Annotated in this window: 14 protein-coding genes and 1 pseudogene; 7 read left to right on the top strand and 8 right to left on the bottom strand. The window is 51.6% G+C overall.

The genetic code is table 11. The features are described 5' to 3' along the window. The first annotated feature begins 1 nt into the window (after nucleotide 1). From OGV98_RS16505 to OGV98_RS16480, 6 genes and pseudogenes are all read left to right on the top strand, one after another. Nucleotides 2-1285 carry a citrate synthase gene (locus tag OGV98_RS16505; RefSeq protein ID WP_003831404.1) on the top strand — a complete coding sequence of 428 codons (1284 nt, stop codon included), beginning with the start codon at nucleotides 2-4 and terminating at the stop codon, nucleotides 1283-1285. Between the two features lie 220 nt (nucleotides 1286-1505). Next, nucleotides 1506-3149, top strand: a pseudogene (gene tssD / locus OGV98_RS16500) (type VI secretion system tube protein TssD). Next, on the top strand, nucleotides 3146-3484 hold the full coding sequence (locus tag OGV98_RS16495; RefSeq protein ID WP_046669878.1) for a hypothetical protein: 339 nt from the start codon (nucleotides 3146-3148) through the stop codon (nucleotides 3482-3484). The pseudogene tssD and the gene OGV98_RS16495 overlap by 4 nt, the downstream one beginning before the upstream one ends. Before the next feature lie 61 nt (nucleotides 3485-3545). Next, nucleotides 3546-3770, top strand: coding sequence for a bacteriocin immunity protein (locus tag OGV98_RS16490; RefSeq protein ID WP_237665903.1), 225 nt, complete (start codon nucleotides 3546-3548; stop codon nucleotides 3768-3770). A 134-nt stretch (nucleotides 3771-3904) separates the two neighbouring features. Beyond that, nucleotides 3905-4309 (top strand): DUF2251 domain-containing protein, encoded by a 405-nt coding sequence (locus tag OGV98_RS16485; protein WP_003847328.1) that lies wholly within the window; start codon nucleotides 3905-3907, stop codon nucleotides 4307-4309. A gap of 122 nt (nucleotides 4310-4431) precedes the next feature. Then, nucleotides 4432-5478 (top strand): AbrB family transcriptional regulator, encoded by a 1047-nt coding sequence (locus OGV98_RS16480; RefSeq protein ID WP_016149800.1) that lies wholly within the window; start codon nucleotides 4432-4434, stop codon nucleotides 5476-5478. On the opposite strand, the gene nei is transcribed toward OGV98_RS16480, so the two are convergent. The 8 genes from nei to ybgI are packed head-to-tail and all read right to left on the bottom strand — an operon-like array spanning nucleotide 5475 to nucleotide 11768. Then, a complete protein-coding gene (gene nei, locus OGV98_RS16475; protein WP_049003266.1) occupies nucleotides 5475-6266 on the bottom strand; it encodes an endonuclease VIII in 792 nt (263 codons plus the stop codon). The two genes, OGV98_RS16480 and nei, sit on opposite strands and share 4 nt — an antisense overlap. A 14-nt stretch (nucleotides 6267-6280) precedes the next feature. Next, on the bottom strand, nucleotides 6281-6925 hold the full coding sequence (gene pcp / locus OGV98_RS16470) for a pyroglutamyl-peptidase I (protein ID WP_058842508.1): 645 nt from the start codon (nucleotides 6923-6925) through the stop codon (nucleotides 6281-6283). Nucleotides 6926-6934: 9 nt separating this feature from the next. Beyond that, a complete protein-coding gene (locus tag OGV98_RS16465) occupies nucleotides 6935-7930 on the bottom strand; it encodes a DUF979 domain-containing protein (protein ID WP_202580681.1) in 996 nt (331 codons plus the stop codon). Then, the gene (locus OGV98_RS16460; RefSeq protein WP_003835449.1) at nucleotides 7927-8649 is read right to left on the bottom strand and encodes a DUF969 domain-containing protein; all 723 of its coding nucleotides are present in this window, start codon (nucleotides 8647-8649) and stop codon (nucleotides 7927-7929) included. Before OGV98_RS16460 ends, OGV98_RS16465 begins: the two co-directional genes overlap by 4 nt. A gap of 53 nt (nucleotides 8650-8702) precedes the next feature. Continuing rightward, the gene (gene pxpA / locus OGV98_RS16455) at nucleotides 8703-9437 is read right to left on the bottom strand and encodes a 5-oxoprolinase subunit PxpA (protein ID WP_149912016.1); all 735 of its coding nucleotides are present in this window, start codon (nucleotides 9435-9437) and stop codon (nucleotides 8703-8705) included. Then, the gene (gene pxpC / locus OGV98_RS16450; protein WP_032938517.1) at nucleotides 9427-10359 is read right to left on the bottom strand and encodes a 5-oxoprolinase subunit PxpC; all 933 of its coding nucleotides are present in this window, start codon (nucleotides 10357-10359) and stop codon (nucleotides 9427-9429) included. Before pxpC ends, pxpA begins: the two co-directional genes overlap by 11 nt. Continuing rightward, a complete protein-coding gene (gene pxpB / locus OGV98_RS16445; RefSeq protein ID WP_202580683.1) occupies nucleotides 10353-11009 on the bottom strand; it encodes a 5-oxoprolinase subunit PxpB in 657 nt (218 codons plus the stop codon). The genes pxpC and pxpB overlap by 7 nt, the downstream gene beginning before the upstream one ends. A gap of 15 nt (nucleotides 11010-11024) precedes the next feature. Further along, nucleotides 11025-11768 (bottom strand): radiation resistance protein YbgI, encoded by a 744-nt coding sequence (ybgI, locus tag OGV98_RS16440; protein WP_003022887.1) that lies wholly within the window; start codon nucleotides 11766-11768, stop codon nucleotides 11025-11027. A gap of 289 nt (nucleotides 11769-12057) precedes the next feature. Here ybgI and dtpD point away from each other — a divergent pair, with 289 nt between their 5' ends. Beyond that, nucleotides 12058-13539 (top strand): dipeptide permease DtpD, encoded by a 1482-nt coding sequence (gene dtpD, locus OGV98_RS16435; protein ID WP_003847348.1) that lies wholly within the window; start codon nucleotides 12058-12060, stop codon nucleotides 13537-13539. The last annotated feature ends 49 nt before the right edge of the window (nucleotides 13540-13588 follow it).

Genomic DNA, 13588 nt, shown 5'->3' with positions numbered 1-13588 from the left:
AATGGCTGATACTAAAGCAAAACTCACTCTAAATGGTGACGCTGCTATTGAACTGGATGTGCTGAAAGGTACGCTCGGTCAGGACGTTATTGATATTCGTAGTCTTGGCTCAAAAGGGATGTTTACTTTTGACCCAGGTTTTACCTCTACCGCATCCTGCGAATCCAAAATTACTTTCATCGACGGTGACGAAGGTGTTTTGCTGCATCGCGGCTTCCCGATTGACCAGTTGGCGACCGAGTCCAACTATCTGGAAGTGTGTTATATCCTGCTGTACGGCGAAAAACCGACGCAGGAAGAGTACGACGAGTTCAAAACCACAGTCACTCGCCATACCATGATCCACGAGCAGATCACGCGTCTGTTCCACGGTTTCCGCCGCGACTCTCACCCGATGGCCGTTATGTGCGGTGTCACCGGAGCGCTGGCAGCGTTTTATCATGACTCGCTGGATGTAAACAACGCACGTCACCGTGAAATCGCCGCTTTCCGTCTGCTGTCCAAAATGCCAACCATGGCAGCGATGTGCTACAAATATTCCATCGGGCAGCCGTTCGTGTACCCGCGTAACGATCTCTCCTACGCCGGTAACTTCCTGAACATGATGTTCTCAACGCCGTGCGAAAAATACGAAGTGAATCCGATTCTGGAACGCGCCATGGACCGTATCTTAATCCTGCACGCTGACCACGAACAGAACGCCTCAACCTCTACCGTACGTACCGCGGGCTCTTCTGGCGCTAACCCGTTTGCCTGCATCGCGGCTGGTATCGCTTCCCTGTGGGGACCGGCACACGGCGGCGCAAACGAAGCTGCGCTGAAAATGCTGGAAGAAATCAGCTCTGTTAAACACATTCCGGAATTTGTTCGCCGCGCGAAAGACAAGAATGATTCCTTCCGCCTGATGGGCTTTGGTCACCGTGTTTATAAAAACTATGACCCGCGCGCTACCGTCATGCGTGAAACTTGCCACGAAGTGCTGAAAGAACTGGGCACCAAAGATGATCTGCTGGAAGTGGCGATGGAACTTGAGCACATTGCGCTCAACGACCCATACTTCATCGAGAAGAAACTCTACCCGAACGTAGACTTCTACTCCGGCATAATCCTGAAAGCGATGGGTATTCCGTCCTCCATGTTCACCGTTATCTTCGCCATGGCGCGTACCGTTGGCTGGATTGCACACTGGAACGAAATGCACACCGACGGCATGAAAATCGCCCGTCCGCGTCAGCTGTACACCGGCTACGACAAGCGCGATTTTAAATCTGATATTAAGCGTTAATTGTTCAGGCCACCGGGTAATTCCGGTGGCTTTTCTCAGACCCTGCTCAAATTACCGCATTCATCTCATCAATATTATTTTCATCAGCTAATTCGCTCCATAATAAATTTCAGACATGCACCCCCTTTTATATAGCATCAATCGCCAACGCATAATTTGATTTTTAAATTTATTAGCTATTTAATTCGGCCTTATAAAATACATCTCTGGATTAAATGGCATGGGCGATTTTATTTACCTGAAGATAACAGGTGAACAACAAGGAAATATTTCTTCCGGCTGCGGCACTTCCGCGTCAGTAGGGAATCGCTGACAGGAAAATCATCCTGATGAGATTTTTGCTTTTTCACTTTCGAATGGATTAGCTAATACTGATTCTGTTATTAATACCCAGCTACTGAACTTCACAAAACTAATTGATAAAAGCACACCATTATTGATTAACGCCATCAATAATAATGAACGTCTGTTTATTGAAATTGATTTATGGAGAATAAACAGATTTGGTAGATGGGAACGCTTCTATTATATTCAATTAAGAAATGCATCGGTAAAAAGCATACAAACCTATGTGGCCCTAAACGAGCTGGATACCGAAGAAATTGCAGTATCGTATGACTATATTCTTTGCAAACACCTGATTGCCAACACTGAGGTTGACTACCTGGCATTGCCTGCTGAGTACAACCGTTTGTTTATACCACCCCGCCCTCAGCCGGTCAGTACGATAAAACCCATAGTGAAACGCCCTCCTCCCCCTGCACCACACATTCCAGCAGTTACGCCGGTCTATGCTAAATCCTGTCTGAAAGAAAAAGGCTGTACAGACGCGGGGAGCCGTGAAGAATCGGCTGAAAACTTCGGACAGATGGCGGTTTTCGCACAATCTTCCGTCGATGATTGTTGCGGATATGCACAGCCCGCAGAAGCCTCGGCCGCGCTGCCGATCTTAGGTGGGCTGACGCAGGTGTGGGGCGAGTGGTCACTCAGTGGCATGCTCAGCGCCGCACGCGGCGTTCCTTATATCGGAGCGCTAGCTTCCGCGCTGTATATTCCGTCCGCGGGTACGGGCAGCGCACGCGTTCCCGGACGTGATGAGTTCTGGTATGAGGAAGAACTGCGGAAAAAGGCGCTGGTAGGTGGCACTGCCACCACCCGGGTTCGTTTTTTCTGGGGAACCGACATTCACGGTAAATCGCAAGTCTACGGCGTGCATACCGGCGAAGGTACTCCTTATGAAAACGTGCGCGTCGCGAATATGCTGTGGAACGATGAACATCATCGCTATGAATTTACGCCTGCCCACGACGCAGACGGGCCGTTAATCACATGGACGCCGGAAAATCCTGCGACCGGCGATTTACCCACACATACGGGTAGCAATGTTCCACCGCTGGATCAGCCAACCATTCTGGTGACACCAATCCCGGATGGCAAAAACGAATACACCACGCCGCCGTTCCTTGTGCCGGATGTCGCCGATTTTAACGATTATATTCTGATTTTTCCGGCCGATTCAGGCATTCAGCCGATATATGTATACCTCAGCGAGAGAAAAACATCTTATACTCATAGACATAAGCACTATCCTTCCAAAAATAGACCCTGGGAGGAAGTGATAAAAAATACGAAGTCTGGTCCAGCAAAATTCAAACCAGAAGTCCATATCGAATCTGTAGACCAGGAGGTATGGGAGAATGGTACTCCAACAACTAATGGACAAAACTGGAAAGTTAAAGAATTCAATAATGTCCAAGGCGCTTACAAAGGAAAGGAAACGAAATGGGTGGTTACCAAAGAATCACAAGGAACTATTCACTCTCATCCAATAGGTTCAAATGAGGCCAGGAAATTAACAAAATGAAAACAAATTACTGCATTTTAGGAAATAACTATCACATCGAAAATGTAGAGAATATTTACGACGAAATATCTGCTTTAGATTTCAACAAAACTGAGTTAGAAGAGGTAACACGATTAGATGAAGATTTATTTCAGCTAGCTTTAAATGATGGAGTTGTTGTAGACATTGGTTGGTATCCTTCATTTGAAGAAGGTGGTGAATTTATCATTCAAATGATACAAAATAGTGATTGGGATCACCCTATAATAAAAATATCTTCTGGATGGGATAAAAATGAGTTAATTGAAAAGTTAAACATAGTTTTAGAACAGTTACCTTTTTGTCTTAAAAGTTGAATAAGCATTCAGAAAACAAATAATAACACTCTGCAAAGCATCTTATTATAAAGGTGAATATATGAATCATCTTAAGCAAAAACTCGAAGACTACACTGAATCCGAATTCTTAGACTTCCTAAATGAATTCTCTGCAAACCCGCGCTACCAGGGAGAAATGGATCGTGAATCTTACATCGACTCATTAGTCGATCATTTCGATAAAATCGTGGACCATCCGGAAAGTAATGGATTGATTTTTTATCCCCCAGATGACAGTGAAGACAGCCTGCAAGGCTGTCATTAATGAAATCAAAAGATGGCGTAAGTTCCAAGGACGCCCATCATTTAAACAATTCATCTAAACATTCCAAATCAAGCACTTAAATCATCAATATCAATTTCAGAACAACGTAGTTTTATACATCCAGGGAAATTAAAATGACAATAACGGTCACTGTTCAAACTCAACTCATCGTCGGTGAAAAGCAGGTAATAGAAAGTTTGGCCCCAGAAGGTTCTTACACAGCTGTATTTGAAGATGATGGCCAAACAGGGTACTTCTATGCACTTGATGAATCAGCAGACGGAAATCCTATCAAAGATGCACTGCATATTTACAATGCAGAAGATGTGTCAGATGGGCATATCCCATCAGATGTGAAGATCGGTTGGTCAGAAGACAGTAAGAAATGTGTGTTGCTAATAAATGGTTACCCACACGGTGTCTTTGATTTTGAATCTAAAAATGGATACTGCCGGAGCGGTTTTCCACCTACAATCAGTCAGGAATGGTCTGTCTTTGGGCATGCATGGAATGATGCTGTCGATGATTTATTCAGATAACAGGCATCAATACCCGATCACCGGTTAGTCCGTTTTTATTGATACTTGATATTTTTTTCAGCGGACTTTTTCTCTATGCTGTATCAACACGTTAAACGCAACATATAACTCAGGAGCATGGGATGCCTGTTTTGCAGTGGAGCCTGTTGTTTGTGCTATCGCTCCTGCTTTCCCTGCTCTTTCTGCTTATTCATCTTCCAGGACCCTTGCTGCTCGGTTCGATGATCGTCGGCATCATCTTCAGTCTGCGCGGCATCTCTCTGCATCCTCCCCGCTGCACATTTCTTGGCGCGCAGGCGATTCTCGGCTGCATGATTGCCCAAAATCTGACCGGTTCAATCTTCACAACCCTTGCAGCCCACTGGCCGATGGTGATTGTTATCCTGCTGGCAACCCTTATCAGCAGCGCGATAATCGGCTGGCTGCTGGTTCGCTACAGTACGCTACCGGGTAACACCGGCGCATGGGGCTCGTCACCAGGCGGCGCAGCGGCAATGGTGGCGATGGCGCAGGATTATGGTGCCGACATCCGACTGGTGGCGTTTATGCAGTATCTGCGCGTACTGTTGGTGGTCGGCGCGGCGGCGATGGTCACCCGTCTGGTGATGGGCGACCAGGCGCAGGCGGTCAGTGAACAAATCATCTGGTTTCCGCCTCTAAGCGGCAATCTTTTCAGCACTCTGATGCTGGCCGCCGTTGCCGGCACGGCTGGACGCTTACTGCGTATTCCCTCTGGCGTCATGCTATTGCCGATGCTGGTGGGTGCCTTGCTGAATGCAAGCGGAGTGATGGTGATTGAACTGCCGGAATGGCTACTGGCGATAGCCTATATGGCCATCGGCTGGCAAATCGGCCTGGGCTTTGACAAGCAGATATTTTTAATGGCGCTGCGCCCTTTGCCGCAGATCCTGTTGTCCATTTTTTCACTGATGGCGATCTGCGCCGCTATGGCCTGGGGACTGGCGCATTACATGCAGATAGATTTTCTCACTGCCTATCTGGCAACCAGTCCAGGTGGCGTGGATTCTGTCGCGGTGATTGCCGCAGGAAGCCACGCTGATATGGCGCTCATCATGGCGATGCAAACCCTGCGACTGTTCAGCATTTTGTTAACTGGCCCCGCAGTCGCGCGGTTTATTTCGGTGCACGCTCCAAAACGGCCCGCTTAGTGCTGACATCCCGGACACCAGTAAAAAGGTCGCGAGGAGAGCATCGTTTTCTCGATAGTCCCACCACAACGCTCACAGGCTTCGCCGTCCCGATGAAAGACCTTGAAGCGAAACAACGCACCGTGATGTTTATTCTCATCGACCAGCCCGCGGGTATTATAAGACAGGCGCGGAATATCAAGCAGCGCATGTGCCAGTTGATCCAGTTGCTCATCACTAAGCTGCGACGCTTTATGCTGCCCGGTCAACCCTACCTGCCAGAGGATCTCTACCCGCAGGTAGTTACCTAATCCCGCCAGAAAAGCCTGGTCCAGTAGCAGACCAGAAAACTGGCGATTGCAAAAACGCGGAGATAACAGACGCGCTTTAACGTCATCGGGCGTTAAACGTAAATCCAGTACATCCGGCCCTACCCGTTGCAGGAACGGGTGGGTGGCGAGCTGTTCTGGCGTCAGCATTTCGATATCAGACGCGCTATACAGCAGGATAGTTTTGTCTTGCGTTTGCAATCTGACACGGAGTACCCGCGAGGTCTGCGGGATGTTGCCCGTATCCACCACTCGCCACACGCCATAGAGCTGATTGTGACTGTACAGCGTCAGGCCATTGGAAAAATGGGTCAGTAATGCTTTCCCTCGCGTTTCAAGCTGGGTAACACTCTGCCCAATTAGTTGAGATTCATACGGTTTTAACTGCTCAAAGGCAAACCAGACTTCCGTCAGGGGTTTGCCTTTGACTGCCGCCTCCAGGTTATCCGCCGCGCGGCGGATCTCCGGGCCTTCAGGCATAATACTGTCCTTTGTTAATGTGTTGCGCCGCCCGTCACAGCGATATCGCTTTCCACCTGCAAGGCGGTGGCAATTGCGACTTCCAGCGCCCGGCGTACTGTTTCAGCCGCCATACTTGGCGCCCCGGGATGCTGTGCGGCCTGTTGCGGCAAATAAGGGATGTGAATAAAGCCGCCCTTCACCGCCGGTGCGTCGCGTAGTTTATGCAGCAGGCCATACATCACGTGGTTACACACGAAAGTGCCAGCGGTCTGGGAAACCGAAGCCGGAACTCCCGCGTTGCGCATAGCCATAACCATCGCTTTGATCGGCAGCGTGCTAAACCATGCCGCTGGACCATCGGCTACAACCGGCACATCTACCGGCTGTTGCCCCTGATTATCCACAATACGCGCATCGTCAACGTTAATCGCCACGCGTTCCACGGTGATATCCGTGCGACCACCCGCCTGCCCCACCGCCAGAACCAGCGATGGCGACAGCGCGTCAATCGCGCCATTGAGTACGGCAAGAGACTCGCCAAAGACGCACGGCAGTTGGCGGGCAACGACGCGGCATCCACCGATGATAGCATTATCGAGTCCCGAGACCACTTCCCAGGAAGGGTTAACTGACTCGCCGCCAAAGGGTTCAAATCCCGTGATGAGTACTGTTTTCATCCTGTCACCTTACAAGAACATCAGGAAATACATCAGGAACACGTTGACCAGCAGCAGCAGTATGCCGGTTGGCACCTGCGCCTTAATCACCGCGTTTTTGTCCGGTAGTTCCAGCAGCGCAGCAGGGACAATGTTAAAGTTCGCCGCCATCGGCGTCATCAGTGTCCCGCAATAACCGGAGAACATACCAATCGCCGCCATTACCGCCGGATTACCGCCGTGTTGCAGTACAAGAATCGGAATACCAATCCCAGCGGTCACGATCGGAAAAGCAGCAAACGCATTGCCCATCACCATAGTCAGCAATGCCATGCCGATGGTGTACACCGCCACTGTGATAAAGCGACTGTCTACCGCCAGATATTCCTGCGTCAGATATGAAATGCCGTTGCCTACGCCCGCTGCCGTAAACAACAGCCCGAGCGTGGCCAGAATCTGTGGCAGGATGAACGCCCAGCCGATGGAGTCCAGCAGACGGCGCGCCTCCTGGATCGGTTGATGCACACGCTCATGGGTCATTTTTATTGCCATCGCTAGGCCAATCAACGAACCTGCGGTCATGGAAAAAAGCGTCACCAGCGTGGCGTGATTACCCGGCCCAAACAGCGCATCCTGTAAGCCCGGAATATGGTTGAACATCAGCACGCCAATAACCGTTACCACCGGGATCGCCAGCGCCGGGAAAAACAGGCGGTTGCCCAAGCGACTGGCACTTTCTTCGCGCTGTTGCTGCGTCCGTTGATGATAGCTTCCCAGCTTTACGCCGCCGAAACCGGCGATCAGCGCCAGGACGACCACCGCAATACCGACGGCAATATGCACCGCGCGCTTGTCGCCAAACAGCGAGAATGTCCAGTCGCCAAGCAGAAACAGTACGCCGTATATGCCCCAAAACAGGCCAGTGGTGAAACGACGCGGGTTCGCTTTATCCTGCCAGGACATGACGGCCACAATCAGTAATACCGCGCCCGCCAGCCAGTAGAGATAGCTTTGTTGAAAATTCATTGCGCTTCCCCTTTCGCTGCGGCATTCGCTTTCGCCACCTCACGTTGCAAATAGCTATCCAGACGCCACAAACGTGTGCCGTGGATCAGGAAAGCACAAATTGCCGTTGGGATCCCCCATAGGGCGATATGCAGCGGTTCGGTCTGGATCCCACCAGACTCCAGCATAAAGTTATGCATGAAGATGATGGCGCCGAAAGCAACAAAGATATCTTCACCGAAAAACAGCCCGACGTTATCGGTCGCCGCTGACATTGCGCGCAGTCGATAGCGTACCGCCCCAGGTATCTCGCCGTGATTTTTCTCAGCGGCCCCTTCCGCCATCGGCGCCAGCAGCGGACGCACCATTTGCGGATGCCCCCCCAGACTGGTGAGTCCTAATGCAGCGGTCGCTTCGCGAATGAACAGATAGACAATAAGCAGACGGCCGCTGGTAGCGCTGCGGATTTTTGCAATCCACGCCTGCGCACGCTCTTTCAGACCGTGACGTTCCAGCAGGCCAATAACCGCCAGCGGGATCAATAAGATAAATGGCAGGTTACGGGTGTTGAGAAAACCTTCACCCAGTTTCTCGAGAATAGTGGCGATAGGCATATGCGCCGCCAGTCCCGTGACGATCCCGGCAATAATAACCACCAATACCGGGTTAAAACGTAAAAGAAATCCGACCACGATGACGGCGATCCCCGTCAATGGCCAGAGAGAAATAGCCTCTCCCATAATTAAATCCCTTATGTTGTTGTGTAATATATTATTGTTTTGTATGAATAAATTTATGCGCTAATTTGAATATTGCATGCTTCAAAGGCGCTACGCAAGCGGCGGGCAAAAGCGAGTGCGTGCTCGCCATCCCCATGAATGCATACCGTCTGGGCAGTCACGCTCGCCCATGTCCCACTTTGGCTTTTTACTCTGCCGGATTGCACCATTTCTAACGTTTGCGCCAACGCCTGCTCTTCATCCTCAATCAGTGCGCCCGGCTGACTACGCGGCACCAGGCTGCCATCGGCCTGATAACCCCGATCGGCAAACACCTCCTGACGCGTTACCAGGCCATAGTGTTCTCCAGCACGAATCAGTTCGCTTCCCGCCAGTCCCACTAAAATCAGCGACGGATCGCAGGCATGAACCGCTTTCGCAATCGCATCAGCCAGTTGAGGATCTTTCGCTGCCTGGTTATAGAGCATGCCATGCGGTTTGACATGATGCATCACACCGCCCTCCGCCCGCGTGATGGCAGCCAGCGCGCCAATTTGATACAGCGTCTGCGCATACACCGTTTGCGCAGGCAGTGCCATGGCGCTACGGCCAAAATTTTCCCGATCCGGAAAGCTGGGGTGCGCACCTATCGCTACGCCATTTTTTAGCGCTTCGCGCACGCTTGAGAGCATAGTTTGCGCATCGCCTGCGTGAAACCCACAGGCGATGTTGGCCGATGACACCAATTGCAGCAACGCTGCATCGTTCGCACATCCCTCACCGAGGTCTGCATTGAGATCAATTTTCATTGTTAAGCCGCCATGCTAACTGTTCCAGGTAACGCTGCTGGTCGTACCGCGCCTTCAGCGCTTCCTCCAGCGAACACTGCACAAAATGAATCGGTTGACCGAGCGGGATCTGCGCCAGATGATACATATCTGCCTCGATGATACAGGCGATGCGCGGATAACCGCCCGTCGTCTGCGCATCGTTCATCAGCACAATTGGCTGGCCATTATGTGGAACCTGCACCACGCCGGGGAGCAAGCCATGTGATAGCAGCTCGCGATCGGTCGTGCGCGTCAGCGGCTGCCCCTGAAGACGATACCCCATACGGTTACTTTGTGGGCTAAGTTGCCACGGTGAGCGCCAGAACGAAGCCTGCGATACCTCATCAAACTCCTGATATTCAGGTCCGGGCAACGCGCGAATGAGATTACCCCACATCAGTTGCTTAACACCTTGCGGCTCGCTGAATTTCCGGGTAGATACGCCAATCGCCAGTCGATCGCCATCACGCAGTAGACGCCCTTCAAACCCACCAATGCCCACTTTCAGATCGGTACTACGCGAGCCCATCACTTCGGGAACATCAATACCGCCCGCTACCGCCAGATAACTGCGCATGCCATGAAGCGGACGTTTTAGCGTCAGGCGCTGCCCGGCTTTTACCGGTAACCGCCATCCGCTCCACACGGGCGTACGATCCAGATGCGCTTCGCATCCGGCACCGGTCAGGGCAAACCAGCCATCGGCTTCAAACTCCACCACCAGTTGCCCCAGCGTGATTTCCAGCGCTGCGGCATTAGCATCATTACCCACCAGCAGGTTAGCCACGTTCAGCGCCGGTTTATCCAGCGCCCCACAGTGACTGATTCCGGATTGACGAAAACTATGACGTCCCCCGTCCTGTACTGAGGTGTACATGCCAGCGCGGATGATGTTTAACATATCCCCTCCTTCTGCGGGACAAAACGCACGGTATCGCCAGCCCGTAACAGAATCGGCTCCTCCCGTTTTGGATCAAATAACGAAACGGAGGTACGCCCAATCAATTGCCACCCGCCAGGCGTGGAAAGCGGGTAGATCCCCGTTTGAGATCCACCGATACCGACAGAACCTGCCGGAACAAGCAAACGCGGTTCCGCACGTCTTGGGGTATGTAGTTGTTCAGGTAAGCTCCCGAGATAGGGGAATCCCGGCTGAAAACCGATAAACCACACCACGTAATCAACCGACGCATGAAGTTCCACAACCTGCTTGTCACTTAATCCGCTGTGCCGGGCGACCTCTGCCAGATCGGGGCCGGCCTCACCGCCATAGGTAACAGGAATTTCAATAAAGCGCGAATCCGGCTCCAGTGCTTCGCTCTCTTCCCACCAGCGTTGTAGGCGCTCAATCGCATCCAGCGCCAGCGTTTGCGGGTCGCGCAAGGTCACCGCGATATTGTTCATGCCTGGAATAGCTTCCAGTACATTCGGGGCATCAACCAGACGCTGGGCCAGACGCCAGATGCGTTTCTGAGTCGCCAGCGTAATGGGCGGTTCCAGTTCAAGAACCACTGCCGTTTCACCTAACAGATAACAACGCGCTCGCTGCACTTTCGTCCCTCTTTATTACGCTGGATTAGGAATATCGATAAAAGTCACGTCCAGATCGGTATTTTCATTAAGCCAATCGCTTAATGCGCGAATGCCGCCGCGTTCGGTCGCATGGTGACCGGCAGCATAAAAATGCAGCCCCTGCTCGCGGGCTGAGTGAATGGTTTGCTCTGAAACTTCACCAGTGATAAAAGCGTCGACGCCAAACCGGGCTGCGCTATCAATAAAACTTTGACCGCCCCCGGTACACCAGGCGACGCGCTGAACTTTTTCCGGACCGGTATCACCACACCATAACGGTTTACGGCCTAAACGCGCTTCAATCCACGATGCCAACTCCAGTCCCGGAACCGGCATGGAGAGTTCTCCCCATGGCACCAGCGGTTCGATCTCACCCATCACGGTAATCCCCAACAGCGCGGCCAACTGCGCGTTATTCCCCAGTTCCGGGTGAGCATCCAGCGGCAGGTGCCAGCCATACAGGTTGATATCGTTTTCCAACAGCGTTTTCAGACGATGGCGCTTCATGCCGCGAATTACCGGAGATTCGCCTTTCCAGAAATAACCGTGATGAACGATAACCGCATCTGCCTGCAGGCGCACCGCCTCATCCAGCAGCGCCTGACTTGCGGTCACGCCGGTCACGATTTTATGCACCGTCTCTTTGCCCTCAACCTGCAAACCATTCGGCGCATAGTCGCTAATGGCGGCGCTGTTCAGTTTGTCGTTGATCAGTTGTTCCAGTTCGGTGTTTTTCATCATCGTCCTCGTAGTCATTAATTCTGCCTGCCTAATCAGCAACACAGCTTAGGTTAAAATAGCGTCCTCGCCTGCGTTCGTCGATAGCCATTTCACTGACACATCAAGAAACAATCACACCCGCTTTGAACATGATTTGCTTACCACTACGCGATCCAATTCATGTATATTTATGCAATCAGACAGCATATTGCAAAAATAATCAGATCTGTATCAAAGTTACAACTTTAAGGAAACACGCTCGCGCAGTACGCTCAGCCTGTCGCGAGGCATTTACTTCGAGAAAATAATGAATAAACAAGCATCTCAACCACGGGCGATTTATTACGTCGTCGCGCTACAAATCTGGGAATATTTCAGTTTTTACGGCATGCGTGCGCTGCTGATCCTGTATCTCACTAACCAGCTCAAGTACGACGATAATCACGCATATGAACTGTTCAGCGCCTACTGTTCACTGGTCTACGTCACCCCCATTCTCGGGGGATACCTGGCAGATAAAGTGCTCGGGAATCGAATGGCGGTGATGATCGGCGCATTTTTAATGGCGGTGGGACATCTGGTATTGGGCGCAAGCGAAATGGCTCCGGCGTTCCTTTATTTGTCGCTGGCGATCATTGTCTGCGGCTACGGTCTGTTTAAATCCAACATTAGTTGCCTGCTGGGCGAGTTATATCAGCCTGAAGATCCGCGTCGCGACGGTGGATTCTCTCTGCTCTACGCAGCCGGTAACATCGGTTCGATCATCGCACCGATTGCCTGCGGATACGTGCAGGAAGAGTACAGCTGGGCGATGGGCTTTGCGCTGGCTGCGATTGGCATGCTGGCAGGGTTGGTGATTTTCTTATGCGGTAATCGCCATTTCGCTCATACCACTGGCGTCAACAAGGCTGTGCTGTGTGCGAAAAAGTATATGCTGCCAAACTGGGCCTGGCTGTTAGTTCTGCTGGTTGCAGCACCGTTACTGATTACCGTCCTGTTCTGGAAAGAGTGGTCCGTTTACGCACTGATTGTTGCCACGGTTATTGGTCTGGCGGTTCTGGCGAAGATTTACCGTCAGGCGCAAACCCAAAAGCAGCGCAAAGAATTGGGGCTTATCGTCACGCTGACCTTCTTCAGCTTGCTGTTCTGGGCCTTTGCTCAACAGGGCGGCAGCTCGATTAGCCTGTATATTGACCGCTTCGTAAATCGCGATATTTTGGGGTATTCCGTCCCGACCGCGATGTTCCAGTCGGTTAACGCCTTTGCCGTTATGCTGTGCGGTATCGTGCTGGCCTGGGTAATCAAAGAAAGCGTTGGCGGCAATCGTACCGTACGTATTTGGGGTAAATTCGCCCTTGGCCTCGGTTTAATGAGCGCAGGGTTCTGCATTCTGACCTTAAGCGCCCGCTGGTCCGCAGCTTACGGCCACTCTTCCATGCCGCTGATGGTATTGGGGCTGGCGGTCATGGGCTTTGCCGAACTGTTTATCGACCCGGTGGCGATGTCGCAAATTACGCGTATTGAGATCCCTGGGGTGACTGGCGTATTAACAGGCATTTATATGCTGCTGTCCGGCGCCATCGCCAACTATCTGGCAGGCGTTATCGCCGATCAGACGTCGCAAGGCTCGTTTGATGCAGCAGGCGCTATCAACTACTCCATCAATGCGTATATTGATGTCTTTAGCGAAATTACCTGGGGCGCGCTGGCCTGCGTGGTGTTGGTGCTGCTGATTTGGCTGTACCAGTCGCTTAAGTTCAGAAACCGTCCGCTGGCGGTAGAATCCTGAGTGTAAGGGCCCGATGATGTAATACGATTCGGGCCTGTTTTTTCGGGTA

The organism is Citrobacter sp. Cf136, from assembly GCF_030333815.1.
Lineage (GTDB): Bacteria > Pseudomonadota > Gammaproteobacteria > Enterobacterales > Enterobacteriaceae > Citrobacter > Citrobacter freundii.
This window is presented reverse-complemented; position numbering and strand designations above follow the sequence as displayed.

Coding starts and splice junctions, on each gene's coding strand:
- OGV98_RS16505 (WP_003831404.1), top strand. CDS start 2: ATGGCTGATACTAAAGCAAAACTCACTCTAAATGGTGACGCTGCTATT.
- OGV98_RS16495 (WP_046669878.1), top strand. CDS start 3,146: ATGAAAACAAATTACTGCATTTTAGGAAATAACTATCACATCGAAAAT.
- OGV98_RS16490 (WP_237665903.1), top strand. CDS start 3,546: ATGAATCATCTTAAGCAAAAACTCGAAGACTACACTGAATCCGAATTC.
- OGV98_RS16485 (WP_003847328.1), top strand. CDS start 3,905: ATGACAATAACGGTCACTGTTCAAACTCAACTCATCGTCGGTGAAAAG.
- OGV98_RS16480 (WP_016149800.1), top strand. CDS start 4,432: ATGCCTGTTTTGCAGTGGAGCCTGTTGTTTGTGCTATCGCTCCTGCTT.
- nei (WP_049003266.1), bottom strand. CDS start 6,266: ATGCCTGAAGGCCCGGAGATCCGCCGCGCGGCGGATAACCTGGAGGCG.
- pcp (WP_058842508.1), bottom strand. CDS start 6,925: ATGAAAACAGTACTCATCACGGGATTTGAACCCTTTGGCGGCGAGTCA.
- OGV98_RS16465 (WP_202580681.1), bottom strand. CDS start 7,930: ATGAATTTTCAACAAAGCTATCTCTACTGGCTGGCGGGCGCGGTATTA.
- OGV98_RS16460 (WP_003835449.1), bottom strand. CDS start 8,649: ATGGGAGAGGCTATTTCTCTCTGGCCATTGACGGGGATCGCCGTCATC.
- pxpA (WP_149912016.1), bottom strand. CDS start 9,437: ATGAAAATTGATCTCAATGCAGACCTCGGTGAGGGATGTGCGAACGAT.
- pxpC (WP_032938517.1), bottom strand. CDS start 10,359: ATGTTAAACATCATCCGCGCTGGCATGTACACCTCAGTACAGGACGGG.
- ybgI (WP_003022887.1), bottom strand. CDS start 11,768: ATGAAAAACACCGAACTGGAACAACTGATCAACGACAAACTGAACAGC.
- dtpD (WP_003847348.1), top strand. CDS start 12,058: ATGAATAAACAAGCATCTCAACCACGGGCGATTTATTACGTCGTCGCG.